The 16,262-nt window shown below is 40.7% G+C and carries 8 protein-coding genes; 3 read left to right on the forward strand and 5 right to left on the reverse strand.

Translation table 11 applies throughout. The features are described 5' to 3' along the window. The first annotated feature begins 445 nt into the window (after positions 1-445). The 3 genes from glnA (at position 446) to M0N77_RS04300 (ending at position 3,486) form a co-directional block, all read left to right on the forward strand. Positions 446-1,855: a type I glutamate--ammonia ligase gene (glnA, locus tag M0N77_RS04290; protein WP_353103841.1), complete on the forward strand. Its 1,410-nt coding sequence runs from the start codon at positions 446-448 to the stop codon at positions 1,853-1,855. 169 nt (positions 1,856-2,024) lie between these two features. After that, positions 2,025-2,792, forward strand: a complete 768-nt coding sequence (locus M0N77_RS04295) for a DUF4124 domain-containing protein (RefSeq protein ID WP_353103843.1) — start codon at positions 2,025-2,027, stop codon at positions 2,790-2,792. A gap of 280 nt (positions 2,793-3,072) precedes the next feature. After that, positions 3,073-3,486 carry a hypothetical protein gene (locus M0N77_RS04300; RefSeq protein WP_353103845.1) on the forward strand — a complete coding sequence of 138 codons (414 nt, stop codon included), beginning with the start codon at positions 3,073-3,075 and terminating at the stop codon, positions 3,484-3,486. Between the two features lie 12 nt (positions 3,487-3,498). Here the strand turns inward: M0N77_RS04300 and M0N77_RS04305 are convergent, their stop codons facing one another. From M0N77_RS04305 to M0N77_RS04325, 5 genes are all read right to left on the reverse strand, one after another. Beyond that, the gene (locus M0N77_RS04305) at positions 3,499-4,410 is read right to left on the reverse strand and encodes a hypothetical protein (RefSeq protein WP_353103846.1); all 912 of its coding nucleotides are present in this window, start codon (positions 4,408-4,410) and stop codon (positions 3,499-3,501) included. Between the two features lie 234 nt (positions 4,411-4,644). Next, positions 4,645-9,975 (reverse strand): hypothetical protein, encoded by a 5,331-nt coding sequence (locus M0N77_RS04310; protein ID WP_353103848.1) that lies wholly within the window; start codon positions 9,973-9,975, stop codon positions 4,645-4,647. A gap of 170 nt (positions 9,976-10,145) precedes the next feature. After that, positions 10,146-12,272: a hypothetical protein gene (locus M0N77_RS04315; RefSeq protein ID WP_353103850.1), complete on the reverse strand. Its 2,127-nt coding sequence runs from the start codon at positions 12,270-12,272 to the stop codon at positions 10,146-10,148. A gap of 75 nt (positions 12,273-12,347) precedes the next feature. Continuing rightward, a complete protein-coding gene (locus tag M0N77_RS04320; protein WP_353103852.1) occupies positions 12,348-12,812 on the reverse strand; it encodes a hypothetical protein in 465 nt (154 codons plus the stop codon). Between the two features lie 369 nt (positions 12,813-13,181). Next, complete coding sequence (locus M0N77_RS04325) at positions 13,182-15,263, reverse strand: hypothetical protein (protein WP_353103854.1); 2,082 nt, start codon at positions 15,261-15,263, stop codon at positions 13,182-13,184. Positions 15,264-16,262 lie beyond the last annotated feature (999 nt).

Genomic DNA, 16,262 nt, shown 5'->3' on the forward strand with positions numbered 1-16,262 from the left:
TGTTATAGTGCGTTTTTTTGCTTCTTTAAGAGGCGCTACTGAGAATAATAGAAGTTTATTTGACTAGAGTAATTAAAGCATAAAAAATAATAGCGGTTTATCTGCTAGAGTTTGAGCCAAAAAAGCCGTCTTTTATAAATAATATAATAGCTTGGCATAGCTGTTGCATCTTTATCAATAGAGAGTTTGATGATATAAGGCGGCGCATGATAAAGCTTGAAGTAATTTGTCAAAGCACAATTTTGATAACAGTTAAGCATCATCGCCTATATGTTGTTAAAATAGCGACAGCAATAGCTAGGATAAGCTAACTGATAGCCTGTAACTATTAGCTTATGCTAAAGCTATAATCACTTTTAGAGCGTAACGATATAAGTAAATCACTGATTATTTGCTATTTAATAAGCCTTTAATAACCTGTTAACCACCACCACGGAGACTATTCATGTCGAATAAACTACTAGATCTTATCGAATCCTCAAATGCCAAATGGGTCGACTTTCGCTTTACCGATACGCGTGGTAAAGAGCATCATATGAGCTTTCCGGCGCATAGCGTTGATGAGGAAGTGATGGAAGATGGCAAGATGTTTGATGGCTCCTCTATCGCTGGCTGGAAAGGTATTGAAGCTTCTGACATGATCCTGCGCCCAGATCCTGAGACTGCCTTTATCGATCCGTTCTTTGATGCGGTCACTGTCGTAGTGACTTGCGACATCATTGAGCCTTCTACATTACAAGGCTATGATCGGGATCCGCGTTCTATCGCTCGCCGTGCTGAGGAGTATCTAAAGTCAACGGGTATCGGTGATACTGCTTATTTTGGTCCTGAGCCTGAGTTTTTTATCTTTGATGAGGTAAAGTGGTCCGTTGAGATGTCAGGGGTTAGCCACGAAATCATCGCAGAAGAGGCCGCTTGGTCTACTAATAAAAACTACGAATGGGGCAACATGGGCCATCGTCCGCGCGTCAAAGGCGGTTATGTTCCTGTACCTCCTATCGATAGCTCACACGATATGCGGGCCGTTATGTGCGAGCGTATTGAGGAGATCATCGGCGAGGGTAGTGTTGAGGTGCACCATCACGAAGTCGCGCCTTGTCAATCAGAGATTGGAGTCGCTTTTAATACTCTGGTCAAAAAAGCCGATGAAGTGCAGCAGCTAAAGTATGTCGTGCATAATGTCGCGCATCAGTTTGGCAAAACGGCTACCTTCATGCCAAAGCCTATAGTCGGTGATAACGGCTCAGGAATGCACGTGCACATGTCGATCTCCAAAGACGGTGTCAATACTTTCGCAGGCGATGAATATGCTGGTTTATCAGAGTCGGCGCTATATTTTATCGGCGGGGTTATCAAACATGCTCGCGCGTTAAATGCCATTACCAATCCCTCAACGAATAGCTATAGACGCCTAGTTCCACATTATGAAGCGCCTATTAAGTTAGCTTATTCTGCCTCTAATCGCTCAGCTTCTATTCGTATCCCGCACGTGAGTAGCCCAAAAGCGGTACGTGTCGAAGCGCGTTTCCCAGATCCTGCGGCCAATCCGTACTTGACCTTTGCCGCTTTATTAATGGCAGGCCTTGATGGTATTCAAAATAAAATCCATCCGGGCGAGGCGGCGGATAAAAACCTATATGATTTGCCGCCAGAAGAAGAAGCGCAAATCCCAACAGTCGCTGAAAACTTAGAAGTCGCACTACAAGCGCTACGCGATGATCATGAGTTTTTATTAAAAGGCGATGTTTTCACCAAAGAGATGATTGAAGCCTTTATCGCGCTAAAACAAGAAGAAGTGCAGCGGGTCAACGTCACCGTGCATCCGGTGGAGTTTGACTTGTACTATAGCTGCTAATAGCAACTTAAAAGCTCAAAGTATTATTGTGCCAAACAACCAGCCGAGTTTATCTTGGCTGGTTTTTTTGTGGTTAAAACTCTCTATTAAGGCTTGCAAAGCAATTACTGTATTACGCCTAAAAATCAAGCATAATAATCAAACTAACGATTATTTGGGTCAATGAACTATGACTATATTACTAAAAAAAATGCCGCCAGCTAAAAAATTGACGCTAAGCCGACTGGCAGGTTTATTAATAACAGCAGCGATCTCTTGTACGCTAACCGCAAATGCCGCGCCTATCTATAAAGTCGTCGATGAGCGTACCGGACAAGTTACCTTTACAGATAATCCGCAGTCTTATGAGCAGCAAGCGGGCAAGCAAATTAGTGAAACTGGTGTCAGTACCGGTAATAGTAGTAATACAAATAGTAGTGCAGATAGCAGTACGGTTAACTCTAATGGCGCTGAGCAAAATAACTCAGGCCTTGATGTAGACAATCAAACAGCGACAAATCAATCTTCAATCAAACCAACCTTGCAAGCGGCGGTCAATTATCAACTAGCGATGTTAGAGCCAAGCGCTGAGCGCGCCTATCAGCGTCCCGGGCAGATCATCACAGTCAAGCTACAACTGAGCCCCGCATTGCAAGCAGGCGACAGTATCAGCATCTATATCGATGATAAGCTAATATCTCAGGGAATAACCGCCTCTATTGCCACCATCGATCTCAATCCGGGCGAGCATACCATTCAAGCAGTTATACAAAACAGAGCAGGGCAGGTGATCAATCGTATTACTCGCCGTGTTTATGTCATTCAAAACACCGCCATATTAAGAAAAAAACAACAGCTCGCTGAGCAAATGCTAGCTTATCAGCGTCTGCCTTGGCAACAAAAGCTGTTATTAAAACTGCGGCAAAAAGACAATATCAATGATAATGCCAACAAGTAAGACAACTAAAACGCTAGCTGTAATTGAACTAGTAATTAAGATTATGCTATGATTATTAGAGCGTTATCGTGGGTTTAATGGATTGGTAATTACTTTTATTTTAAAGCAAATAATACAGCCAACCTTGCAACTTCCAGCACGATATAAAACAACCCTGGTAAAGCGCATGAGCCTGTACTCCGACACTCTCATTTGTGCCTAACTTATTTGTCACCCTATGCTGATTTAAGGCTACTTTGACAAATTCTATAACATATTATCGGAGTTACTGGAGTTTGCGATGTCTACTACTTTTACCGCTATAGTTAGTCAAAACAGTCGTCCTCCCAAATATACCCGTCACTATCAGCCGCGTCATCCTTTGGCAAAGCGTATTATCGAGCAGATAGAGAGTCTTGAGATACGTCCGCAAACTATAGTTCAAACAATGGGTTATCTTCCTAAGCACACTATTCCGGCCTGTGATAGGTTACGTCATGTACTTTCAAACCCATACTTAGGGCTTGATGGTAGCTATCAAGATGCGCGTTTTGGCGCTGAGAAATTCTTAGCTGAGCTGCTATCGATAGTTGATATAAAGTATGAAACAGCTGCTGAGGACATTGCTCAGATTCAATATCGCTTAGCCAACCAATCTACTCATACGCTGTCAAAAAAACCGTCAATAGCGAAGATAGATTTTGACTATAGTTAAGAGCTAAACGCTCTAATTTACTATTTGATAACTGACCATAGGCTTTGCACTTGGAATAGTCGCTGCTAATGCAGTGTTATCATCTACCGCGGCCTCCTTTATAGATAGCGCCATAGTTGGTGCTGTTGTTGACGCCGCCGACGACAAGAGTTGCCCGCGGCAGACATCATCACTTGGATCCAAAGACTGATATTGTTTGTAGTAGCTGACTGCTAACTGCTGCATAGCCACACTCGCGGCGTCATCGTTGGCATTGACAAAAGCTTCATGTGCTTGCTCAAGCCAGCGATCCGCCATGCGAAAGTGAGGACTTGAGCTACGAAAGCCATGCTCGCAATGATCGGCCGCTGCCCAAACTAGGCTTACCTCACTAAAAGCAAGCTCGCGCGGGGCATTGGCTATAGCGCCACTATCTTTTAGTGCACTAATATTAGCCCATAGATCTGGACGCATCAATGCGGAGGTCTGAGGAATATCAGTAATTAGCGGTAAGTCGTCTTCGCTATTGCTCTTTAGGGCTTGGAAAATAGCCACAGCGTCATTAAAAGCATAATTACCAGCATCGATTGCGCTATTAATACTGTCTTCGTGATTGGCATAATTGAGCCAAGCTTGAGCTTTATAAGCAAAATACTGTTGACGCGCGCTCATGGTAGCAAGTTGATAAGGCTTTAGCTGCAGCTGCATACAGGCTATTGCACGTTGGCGCGCGCTTTGAGACTTGCTGTAGCGAGATTTTATTTCAAAATAATTGTTGTCACTATCACAGTGATTGACTATGGCGTTAGGACTGACTATCGAGGTTTCACTGACCGAAATATCAGCTTGAGCCAATGACGGCATTACTAGAGCCAAGGTAAATAACAATGAAGAGGTAATAGTGGAGCAAGATAAAGCGATGGCGTTATTACGAATAGTAGTCATAGAGCAGACCTTATACTTATAGTAAGGTAGAATTGGTTATAAATTAGATTAGGCTATCGAGTTAACAAGATTATTGAAACTTAGTTCAAATAGTTTAATTAGGTTAAATAGATAGCCCGGCTCTATAAATGACAGTATCGTAAGGTTGACTTAGGATACTGTCTCATTAAAAACAGCTGCTTTTATAGCATAGTCTATTAATTGATGACTAGGATAGCTAAGCTGGTAGCCGAATTAAAAATTAGAGTTATCATTTAAACGTGGGTTCTTGCTCGCATCTTTAGCTTTAAATAAGTCTTCGTCAAACTTAAAGCGTAATCTAAAATACGCGCCTTGTTGGGTAGTATCTTCATAAGCGATATCATCGTCTTCAAAGCCCATAAAGTTATAGCCAAGTGATAACCAAAGATTGGTCATTGGGCTATAGCCGACCTCAGCACCTAGCATATACGACATATCATCAGCTTGCTTATTCCAATAAGTACCAGCTTGTAATCCTACATCCCAGCGCTCACTGATATCATAAAGACCACGGCCATACAGCGCATGAGCAGTGTTATCGCTGCTGATATTATCGGCGTCAAACTGGGTATGTTTGCCAGCATAGCGACCTGATAAAGTTAAGGGGCGTGTGGGGTGATAGTTACCACTCAATGACCAGACAACAGTATCTTTTTGATAAGCATCATCGCCAGTATTATTATCGTCTAGACGGTATTCAAGCTTAGCTAAAGCGTCTAGCTGATTACTATCATAGTCGCGGAAAGCTGCGCCTAATTGAAAGCGGTTAATAGTACGATCGCCATCCGTATAGTCAACACGCGAGTAGATGTCTTTGGCGAGTAAAGTCACCTCATCGGTGTAGCGATAAGCAATACCTGCGCTACCGAGCAAGGTATCGCTCGTTTCGCCCCAACGCTTCTCAAAACGTCCAGAAGCTTTATAGTCTTCTTTTGCTAAATATTCAACACCAATGCCAGCGGCGGTCGCGGTGTTCTCGGTGTCGCCCTCTAAAGACTCTACGCGCTCAAATAAGGTGTTAATCGTTAGGCCTTGCTGTACATACCATTTGTTTTTTAGACCGATAGCGGCTTCTGCTTCACGTGCGCTAATAGCATCACGCATACGGTATTCGCTATAGACTTTGCCATCTTTCATGTAGTTGGCATCAAAACCAACGACAGTACGTTGACGCTCTTCGGTATCATCCAAGCCATAGCTGCCAGAGAGACTGTTAATTAAGTCATGGCGAGCATAAAGACGACCTAGACCACCTAGCGGCGTCTCGCCACCGATAGAGGTGGCATTACGTTCACTGTTATCGATATCTTGCTCGTATTCTGCAAACACTAGCGAGTTATTAAGCTTTGGCAAACGCGCAGTAATACGGGCGCGAGCAGTGGTGCCTTCAATGTCTTTATCAGCATTATTGACGCCGCTAAGTGCCGATTGATTGATAATATCATCATTAAAGATTGTATCATCAGTGACATCGACGACGTCTGTAGCCTCTTGAATACTGCGTGAGGCGGCTGTCGCATCTTGCTTATAATAACGTACCCCAATCTCACCGACGATGTTAGTACTTAGACGCTGCTCGATACTAGCAAGTACCCCTTGTCGGCTGGCTTCGGTCGTTAAGTCCTTAGTGCGAACGCCTTCTAATTTTAGCGCAGTCTTCTTATCATTGATTAAGTGCGCAACTTCAAACCCAGACTCTTGACGGCCAGCCGTTTGCGGAGAGGCGCCAGTGACAAAGCCCTCATCAGTATCATTATAATAAGCTTTGGCACGGGTGTTTTTCTTATCATCATAATCAAGCTCTACGCGTAGCGCATCACCATCCGCGTCATTACCCTGTAACTTAGTAGTATTGATCTGATTACTAGGCTCAAAGTTAGGATTCTCCGCTTTATTCATCGCGTACTCAGCGACTAGCTTTAGCTTGTCATTCATTTTAATGACGGTATTGACACTAGCAAGCTGTTCTTTATTTAGTGGATCATCGCTATTGATGTAGCTACCGCCAACAGCTACTTTTTTGTTGAGTTGCTGCTTGAGCGCAACGCCGCCCACCCAGTATTTCTCGCCACCTTCATCGACTTCTACGGTGACGCGTAAGTAGATAGGATTGCCATTGATATCTTGGCTAGCGATAGGCGACTTTAAAAATAAGCTGCGGCTAATAGGGTCAATTTCATAATCAGCAAAGCGGGTCAGTATCTCGCGGCTGATGATAAGTCCTGGATTATTGACATCACGAGTGATCACCTCGATCGTTTCAGAGTTCTCTAAAACCGCATCAAAATTCTCAGCTAATGGGTAAGGGCCTGAGATACCCAAACCGCGAGTCTCATTGACGCGCTGGCTAGTGCTAGTCTCAGCGGCAAAGGCGGTCACGCGCGTATCTTCATCTTCATACTGCGCTTTTACGCCAGTCAAAGTACGGTTATATTGGCCAAGCTTAATGCCTTCGTCATTATCTATTTGAGTCTTTAGATCGCCGTACATAGCAAATGAGCGACCTTTATCAACGCGTACATAGAGCTTGCTAGTCGACTGCGCATCAAAGCCCTTAGCTGAGCTATCACCATAGACCGGATAATACTCGCCAGGCTCTATATCACGAAACAGACGCTCGCCTTTTTTGTCACTATCATAAGATAGCGTCAATAGATAATCACCGCGTACTTTGCCTTTTAGGAACATAGCGGCGCGGCCAGAGGCGGCGTAGTCATCGTTACCTGCGTACTCATGCAGCTCTTGCTCAAAGGCGCCTTGAGCGTCAGTGATCTGGCTACCATCAAAGTCTTTGAGTGAAATAGCGCCCTCAACGATACCAACCGCGATAAGCGGACGTAGATTTGCGGTAAATTGCAGTGGAATGACTTGTTTGCTACTACCAGTGTCGATGATCAGCTCACCTTTGCCCGGTACACTTGGCGCTGTCACCGGAATGAGTAGTTCACCGCCAGAGACAGTAACCTGCGTGCCTACTTTATCTTTACTGCTATCTTTTAAATTGATCCGGCCAATGTTGGTATCGATAGTGATAGGAGTTGAGGCGATATAAGGACTACCGTCGCGATTCTTTAGGCTGATAACCACTTGATATTCGCTGACGCCATCGGCGGGAACGAGCTGATCTTGAGTACGGTAATCGATAGCTTGCAAGCTATCCGGTGTCATCACTTTAATGGTTTGCTCAGAGATAACTTTACCATTGACGTCAGTGGCTACGCCGCGCAAAGTATTACTGCCGCGCTTTAGATCAACCGCGTAGTAATCAAAGGCGGTTACACTTTGTTTTTCTTGCTCAGCGGTTTTACCGATTTGCTGCTCTGATACCGCTTTGCCATTGGCATACAGGGTGAAAGTAGAGCCTAGCGGCGCTTGCACTTGTACCATTTGTTTATAAGTACTAAGCTGCTGCCCTTCATTTAAGTTAATAAAGGCCACCTCATTAGTAGCGACTTCTTTTAGGTACTCTTCTAATACTTTGGGCTGCGGCTGCGCAACTTTAGTCACTGCCATATCGACGCGATTGCTAGCAGAACTAACCATATTATTGACGATAGCCGAGTCACACTGGATACCTTGATCTAGCGCATCATTAGACTTACAGCCGCTAGCATCAACATTATCTTTATAATCGCGATTATAAATAGGCTCTAAATCAAGCTCGCTTTTTATCGCTTGCTCAAGTGCATTATTTTTTGCACTTATTGACTTGCTACGGGCAATCAGCTCAGTATTTAGACGCTCCGTACTATCACCCATACCGCCGACGATACCGAAGTCAGCACGATGCAGCTCGCCGTATTTTAAGTCCACAAAACGGCTACCAGCGTCGCCTGTATTACGGTTACTTTGAATTACCAGCTCGGTGGCATTAGGAATGGTAGTGCGATCCACTTTGAGTACATGAGTCTTGGCGCTGATGCCATAAAAGTTATACTTACCTTCAGGATCGGTGACCACGAAGTTACCGTTTTCCATATAGATACGCACGCCAGCGACCCCAAGCTCGCCTTCTTCTTTTTGTTGGATGCCATCACGGTTGATGTCGTGATAGACCTTGCCAACGATGATGCCATCGGTATTCATCACGCCGCGCTCGACATCGATCTGCCACTGCGCTTCTCTAGAGGTAAATAGTCTTTTATTTTCATTACTACCTTGCGCTATAGCACGGTTAATACCATCGCCACCCAAGGCAGAGGCACCAATTAATACTCGATAAGTAATGTCTTTGCTTTCACCTATATCTAAAGTACCTAAATTTAGAACTTGATACTTACCTTCAGTTTTGAATTCTGTAGTTTGTGCTTGAGCGATAGCTATATCACTACTATTTTGGTCTTTAATAATACGTACACTGTTTGAAACAATATCAAAACCACGTGGTAGCGCGTCTTTTAGTTGAACGTCATAAGCTATAGCTTTACCATCATTTTTTACATTGATGGTATAACTAACATAATCACCAAGTTCAGCGCTTTTAACTTCACTCTCTTTAATAACTTTTAATTTTGGCGTTTCATCAATAATGCTGATGGTATTACTGATATCTTCATCAACGGGGGTAAGGTCAGTTGTCTTAGGCAATTCATCAGCGCTGAGACCTACCGAAGGTGCGATACAGGCTTCAAGTTTGGCAGTTAAAGTATCTCCATCTAGTGTCTGAATAATGTCATCAACTATAGCATTGGAGTTGACAGCAGTAGGCGCTTGCAGACGGTATTTACCAGTGTTGACACCAGTTTCAATGGCCTTTAGAGAATATGTGTCGCTTGTTTTTGGTGAAGAAATAGTGACCCAAACCTGATCTTTCTTATCATCTTGTAAATTACACGCTGCATAACCTACTTGAACGAAGATGTCTTCTTCTACTTGAGTTTTAGTTTTAAATTCATTAAAAGTTTCATCCATAAAATCAATACGAGGCGCTACCACTATGACACTATCGGTAGCTAAAGCAGCGCTAACAGAAGGATCTTCTATTATGGTAGCGCCAAGTTTGATATTAGCAGTGTCGCCATCTTGAGCTTCTTTACTGACTAGAGCTTGTACGATAAATTGAATACTTTCAGCTTGTTGAAGTTTTATCTGAGCACTAAGATTATTGAGAATAAGTTCTCGATCAGCTTCATCAATGATGCCATTATTATTAAGATCTTGATAGATTCTTAGATTGGATAGCATTGCTTCAGGAGCCAAACGTAAGCTTACAGTTGCCTCATCCGTACTAGTGTTTTTTAGGACATTTATCCAACTCGCTACTGTACCTGGCGCTACTGTCTTTGGCATGGCTTGCGATAAGCTAAGACCATAAATGATAGGTGTTGATGACACAAGTTGCACAGTGTTTGAGCTAGCATTAATGACAATATCATCTTTATTATCGAGGCTGTAGCTCACTTGTGCGGTATTCTGGATATTATTCACAACAGGAGCTGCCAACGCCATATTTGATTGCATAAGCAACATTGCAGCCGTCAGCGCTGAGATCTTCGCTGTACTATGCATGTTGTGTTTAGACGTATTGAGTACATGTGATGTCATAATAAGTCGCTTATCCAATAAAACATAAAGGGGAGGGTGGTAATGCTCTAGCTTAGCTAATTAAATTCAATCAACTCAAGCTAGAGGGTTTATCTATAAGCGTCTATTGAAGCTTATACTTATAGGTGCTATTTAAATTAAATATTACTGTTTACATTTCTAATTGATATTTAGGGCGTAGGCGGTAATGGTAATCCTCCAGTTGGCGTTACCGCTCCTGTTTCAGAAATCTTAGTAGAAAAATAAACAGTGCCTGTTTCTGACGCTTTTAGAGCTGGAAAAGTAGCGACAAGTGTTGGCGATACATAACTTGAAGTAGCAAATGCTGAGCTATTAGAGGTAGTAGAAGTTAAATTACCGTTATATGTAACCTTATTAGTGTCAAATTTATCGGTTATAATGACATTTTTCACAGCGTTAGCAGCTTCTTTGAAAGTGCTTTCAGCAGTGATCTTGTAGTAGATACAAGCACCAGGTTTTGCATTCTCATTGCTACCTAGAACTGTTTTAACATAGCTAAGTGAAGTTGCTGTTACTCCAGTACAAGCAGCAATTGCTTGCTCTTTAGCTAAAATAATGCCTTCCATAGTAGTTTTAGACGTGGTTTCATTATTGCTTGTAAGCGTAGGTACAGCGGTTCCCTCAACTGCTGTTTGTGGCAATACCTTGATAGTCATAACTTCATAGGTGCCTATGTCGCCAGCTACACCATTGACAGAATTACCATTAGTGCTGACTTTTACAAAAATTCTGACGCCTTCATCAACGCTTAAACCATTCAGTGCAGCATCGGTATTTCCTACAGCGTTATATAAGTCATAAGTTCCAGTAGTACCAGTATTATCAAGCTTAGTGTCCTCTGCGTCAAAAGAACCATTGCCATTTGAGTCGAAATAAACGTCTCCAATAGTAATTTTATTATTATCTGTTGTAGGTGAAATGGTGAAAAGGACGTCACCAGCTTTAGTGGCTTCTTTAATATCAGTACCTTTGTTAGTAATAACGTAGCTATACACATTGTCATTACTAATTAATGGTACTTCTTTATTAGTGCCTTCGCTGATAGTAATGTTACGAGTTTGGTTGCGGGTAGTGACTGTTGCATCAGTGTTGTCATCTTTTCCGTCTTTATCTTCAGGTGCATTAGGATCTTCGTAGTTGTTTTCATTAGCTCCACCACCAGAGACCGTATCTGATCTATCGATTAGATCAGGGTTGTTAGCGTTCGTATCGTTTAAAGTATCATCTTTGACAATAGCTACGTTAGTTAGCGAACTACCTGAGTCTATAGGAGTAGAAATACTGGTATCTTTTTTCGCACGGAAAGTAATAGTAATTGTCTCGCCCTGCTTCAAATTTTGACCAGTGACATTAATTGTATCGTTATTAGTGCCAGAAAAAGTAGGAGTGACTGCAGTAGAGGCAGTACCAGAGGTAGAACCAGTAACGGTAGAAGTAGGGGTAGTAGTAGTAAGTGCAACCAAGCCTATAGGCAATGTATCAATAACATTAAAAGCCTTGGCATCAGCATTACCTTCATTCTTAATAGTGATCGTATAATCGACATAAGCATTATTATTAGCAGTATCGAAAAAATTATTATTAAGATTAGTATTAGCAGACTTGGTAATGGCGTAGATAGGCGTTTTAGTGATAGCATTATCTGTGTTAGATGCCTGATAACTAGCAGGAGTGCTACCAGTCTTGTCTTTCAAATATTTACTAGAGGCGGTAACAGTAAGAGCAGCGTTTTGTCCGACATTACGTTTGATATTAGAGGTTGAGGTAATAGTGATGGTTGCCGTTTCTTCTGGCGCTAGTACGATACCGTCTGCAGCGACGTAATTTTTAACCGTTGCAGGATCTTTAGAAGTAGTATAGGTAATGACGTTACTACTATAATTGAAGTTATCATTAGTCGCTTGAACAATATCGAGAGTATATTTATCAGTGACGTTACCTTTGTTTTGAAGAGTATGTTCGAACGATACTGACTGACCAGCTTGCGGGTTGATTGTTAAGTCTTTGTTCAGATCATCAGTAAGATCATCATCTGCTGAGGTAGCTTCAAAGATAAATGAGCTGGTCTCAGATACAGTCACTGTGACTTTATTAGAAGTGGCGGTCTGTTCCGTTGTATCAGTACCAACTTTGTAAGTAGCACTAGCTGAGTTATCAATTGTTACTGTTTTGGCTGATTTGCCAGAAGGCGCAGCGGCTATAGCGCTAGTAGATAAACCCATCACCGCGGCGACACCGACGGCAAGCAGGCTATAGTTAAAAGTATTTGATTTCATTTAGGACTCCAAGGGTGATTAGTAAAGCTCAGGTTAAAGGGTGTATTAAAGAAACTAACGGTAATAACAGCTTAATTAATTTACAGTCGTATTCAGCGCCACAGCGGCTGATTTTTGTGCCGGTAATAATCTGATATTCCAGCGTAGGCTACGGTATTCAGAGTAAGGAACTTTGACCATCTTGCCATTGACCTTACGCATTAGTGGTATATCAGCATAGTTCTTACCATCAGTGCTGGCTTGAGCACTATTGGGTATAGCTTCACCGGTGAAAGTCATGTTGGCAGGAATAGGAAGTACGACTTCTAAATCCTTTATGTCTTGGTTGATAGTATTCGAGTAAGTGGCTTTGTACTGTACTACTGTGCCAGTGGGCGCAGTGTTGACTGGTATGTAAGAAACCTTGCCTTCGCTATTGGTGACAACCTTATTAGCAGACAGTTGCATCTTTAATGCGTCATCAGCATGAGCAACACCCATTAAGCTAATAGAGGCTGCAGTTGCTATTAGCACCTTACGCAGTGTGATGATATATTTCATAAAGTTATCCTTGCTTGGTCTATTTTTGATACTATCGTTATATTCTTTAAAACAAATATAAATTTAGCCGTTGGTTATGCTTAAAATACCTTTCATTTACTGTTTTTTTTATAAGCAATATTTATGCCAACTTTTTATTAGATAATGATAATTTTGACGAAGGTAAGACATTTAATTACACAGTGTATTTTTACAGAGATAATACAAACAAGCACTATAAAAGCGATGGACGGTACTTAAAAATAGCTGAACGGTCAGCTGATTAAACGCGTAAAGCTCCGTCTAATCAATAGCTTGTACTTACTGCTAAGCATCACAAAGTGACGCTTAGCAAAGATAGGATTATGATATTTAGGTATAATAGGCTGGCTAAGGGTTAGAGCTGTTAGTGATGCCATACTTGGTGTTGAAATACAACGTAGCTTTAGTCGCAGTTGTGCTAGTAGACTTATCTAAATTGAACTTGTTAGAGATAATAGTTTCTGTTGGCAAGATGGTATTGTTACTGTAGACAGTGGTAGGTTTCCCTATAGGGAACGGTAGCGCAAAAGTAGACGTAACCGTTTTACTCTGTAATTTATCGGTAATTTCGATATCTTTTAGATTAACATGGCCTCGGTTATAAGCATCAATCTTATAAGCGATACATTTGCCAGGAGCTATGTTTGTAATCGTATCCGTGCTAAAGACAACAGTTTGAGAAGAAGTGCCAGTAGTACCGTCATAGTTGTTATTAATATCACAATCATTAACGTATTGGGATTTGATTAACACTAAAGAAGCATAATTTGCTTTTACCTCGCCAAAGTCTAGATTGCGTGAGCCATCAGACTCAGTTTTATAATTGAAGGTACCAGTAACTAATTCAATCTCACGAATATTGGGCGTGGTATCGATGCTATATTCCCAAAGATCAGGCTCTACTTGAACTAAGCAAATCTTCCTTTTACCATTTAAAGCACTGACTGGTACAGTAAATCTATATTGACCTAAAGTAGCTGCTGCAGCTGATACGGCTTTAGCAGTAGTGCCAGTAATATTCGTGCCACCATCAGTAGAGCTGCAGTCGGTTAAGCGTATTTGTAGCTTACTGTCGGATATGCCTTTTTCACCATCATCAAAAATACCATTAAAATATTTTTGATTACCTGTAAAGGTACTTGAGATATCAGACTTAGTATTGGTATTTAGGTTACTACTGTTATTCTCAGCGATATTACCATTGTCATTGAAAACAAAACCTGTAAAGGTATAAGGCTTCAAGCTATTCGTGACTGTACAAGTCCAGCTATCACCATAGGTAAGCTTTAAGTTTTTAGGATCTAGTGGCGTGACTATAGAATTATCAGCTCTTCGACACACGTAAGCATCACTATAATTAGCTAAGTTTGTATTTCCCGTGCCTAATTCAGTCAATGTATAAGTTTTGGTAGGATCGACCTTAAAGGTTCCAGTGGTACCTGTACCATTTGTAATCGTATTACCTGTACCTGTAGTTGTCGTAGTTGTAATGCTGTTAGTTACTACTGAATTATCCGCGTTATCTTTTATCTGCACAGTAAATTGGTCAGTATTTGCTCCACGAGAACCTGAAAGCTCCTTTTTGTAAGTCAACCTTGGTTGTGGTTTATAGCAGTAACCATCAAATACAATATTTATAAGCTGATCACCGGGATTATTAGATTTTCTTTGCCAGTAATAATTTAAATCAGTTTTATTTCCATAAACGACATCTACCCTAGCTACTGGCTCATTAAAAGTTACTGAAACTTTGCAATCATTACTCAGGCCACTACAATTAAAATCACCGTTAGTATTTTGTTGTCTATAAGGTGCGCTGTCAGTTATGGTACTACCTTTAGAGCTTAAAGTAGGGCTAACGGGTGTTCCTAAGCTAGTAAACCCTGTTATATTGACTTCATCGAAGAACTCAAAATAGCGTGGTCTAAATATGTTAGGCTCTAATGAAACATTAGAATCGATGTCGTATACCGACAAACTTACTTTGTTAAGTTCTTGAGCTTGTCCAGTAAATTCGTTTTTAAAGGTATAAGATACGGTTCGTGTCGTTTCAGGAGTGGCGAAATCCTGAAAAAACTCAAAATTTTGAATTCTATCCGTCACTGTTGATTTATAAGTATTTTTACCTCCCGAGTCTAATGATCCACTTATGCTGAAACTATTAGCAGCAAGAACATAATTTTCGCTGATAATACCGTCTAAAAGTTTATCAGCTCCAGTGGTAGGAGGAGGAGAGTTAGACGCTAACTTACCGTAATCTGCGTTAGAAAAATTATCCGATACAAATCCTGCATCGCAAGTCACTGCAGCGAAAACCGAGCTACTACCCAAAGAAAACAGTAAAATACTTAGTAGAGCTAATGTCTGTTGCCAACATCTACGATACGAATAAATATCAATAACTTTTGAAATTTTTTGAGATTGACGCATATTGTCACCTTTAATATATTAATTTATTCAATGTTTTTTACGTAGGTGATACAAACATTTTCAATTGAATATCTGTATATTTAGAATGAGGTATAATTTAACTATTTACTGAATGAAACAATATTTATCCGACGAAAGGTATACTTTTTAGGATGGATTGCTTAATAAGTAATCAAATGTTTACTAAAAAAATTTATATTACTTTTCAAAAAAACAAAAAATCTATGAAAATCTGATAAACGGTTGAATAATCCGATAGAGCAATTATATAGCGATTATTTAATATAATAACTGCAATGTTCATGCCACTATCAATAAGTAATAGTATAAAATCTTTAAAAAAACATCTTTGTCTTAATAACGGTAAGCGTTGCAGTAGTCTGAAAATTAAAAATACTGGGGTCCATACCTAATAATCGAGTAGCTAGGACAAAGCTAGGTAACTATATTAACAAACTGCTTTATTAAGCTGAGAATGACCAATATCGTCTGATATGTGAACAAATTTTGTCACTTCTCATTAATTTGAAATCATATTTTGTCAAAGAAAGTAGGTTAATATTTTTAATGTAAAAAAGCTATTGCAGAACTATGCTTTTTAGAATAGTTATATAAGTAAAGAAAGTAGATAGTGATAGCTTTACTGAGCTAATAAAGTAGCGATTATCAAATGGGCTATTTTGCTAATAAATGTATAACGTAGAGGTATTTACTAATAGCCATAAACATTTGCCTCATAAGCGCCTATAATGGAGAACAGTGATTGTTTGTAAACTGATTTGATAAGTCAAAGGTCAGTATCAAAAAAAATCTCACTCGTATGGTCAGTCTCTATTTAAAACCCTGTCAGTGGATGGCACATTTAAGCAGCACAAGGACGTTGCAAAATCGCCTGCCTTTTCATTATTCTAATGAATAATAATCAATCAAATTTTATATAAGAGTTTCAATAATGGACTTCTATATAATTTTTTAGAGTAAATAAGCAATAATCTTGCT

The sequence above is a fragment of the Psychrobacter sp. AH5 genome (assembly GCF_040371085.1).
Classification (GTDB): Bacteria; Pseudomonadota; Gammaproteobacteria; order Pseudomonadales; family Moraxellaceae; genus Psychrobacter.

Bases quoted from the DNA above. Each gene is read 5' to 3' on its own strand.
- M0N77_RS04305 (WP_353103846.1), bottom strand. From the start codon at position 4,410: ATGACTACTATTCGTAATAACGCCATCGCTTTATCTTGCTCCACTATT.
- M0N77_RS04315 (WP_353103850.1), bottom strand. From the start codon at position 12,272: ATGAAATCAAATACTTTTAACTATAGCCTGCTTGCCGTCGGTGTCGCC.
- glnA (WP_353103841.1), top strand. From the start codon at position 446: ATGTCGAATAAACTACTAGATCTTATCGAATCCTCAAATGCCAAATGG.
- M0N77_RS04310 (WP_353103848.1), bottom strand. From the start codon at position 9,975: ATGACATCACATGTACTCAATACGTCTAAACACAACATGCATAGTACA.
- M0N77_RS04300 (WP_353103845.1), top strand. From the start codon at position 3,073: ATGTCTACTACTTTTACCGCTATAGTTAGTCAAAACAGTCGTCCTCCC.
- M0N77_RS04325 (WP_353103854.1), bottom strand. From the start codon at position 15,263: ATGCGTCAATCTCAAAAAATTTCAAAAGTTATTGATATTTATTCGTAT.
- M0N77_RS04295 (WP_353103843.1), top strand. From the start codon at position 2,025: ATGACTATATTACTAAAAAAAATGCCGCCAGCTAAAAAATTGACGCTA.
- M0N77_RS04320 (WP_353103852.1), bottom strand. From the start codon at position 12,812: ATGAAATATATCATCACACTGCGTAAGGTGCTAATAGCAACTGCAGCC.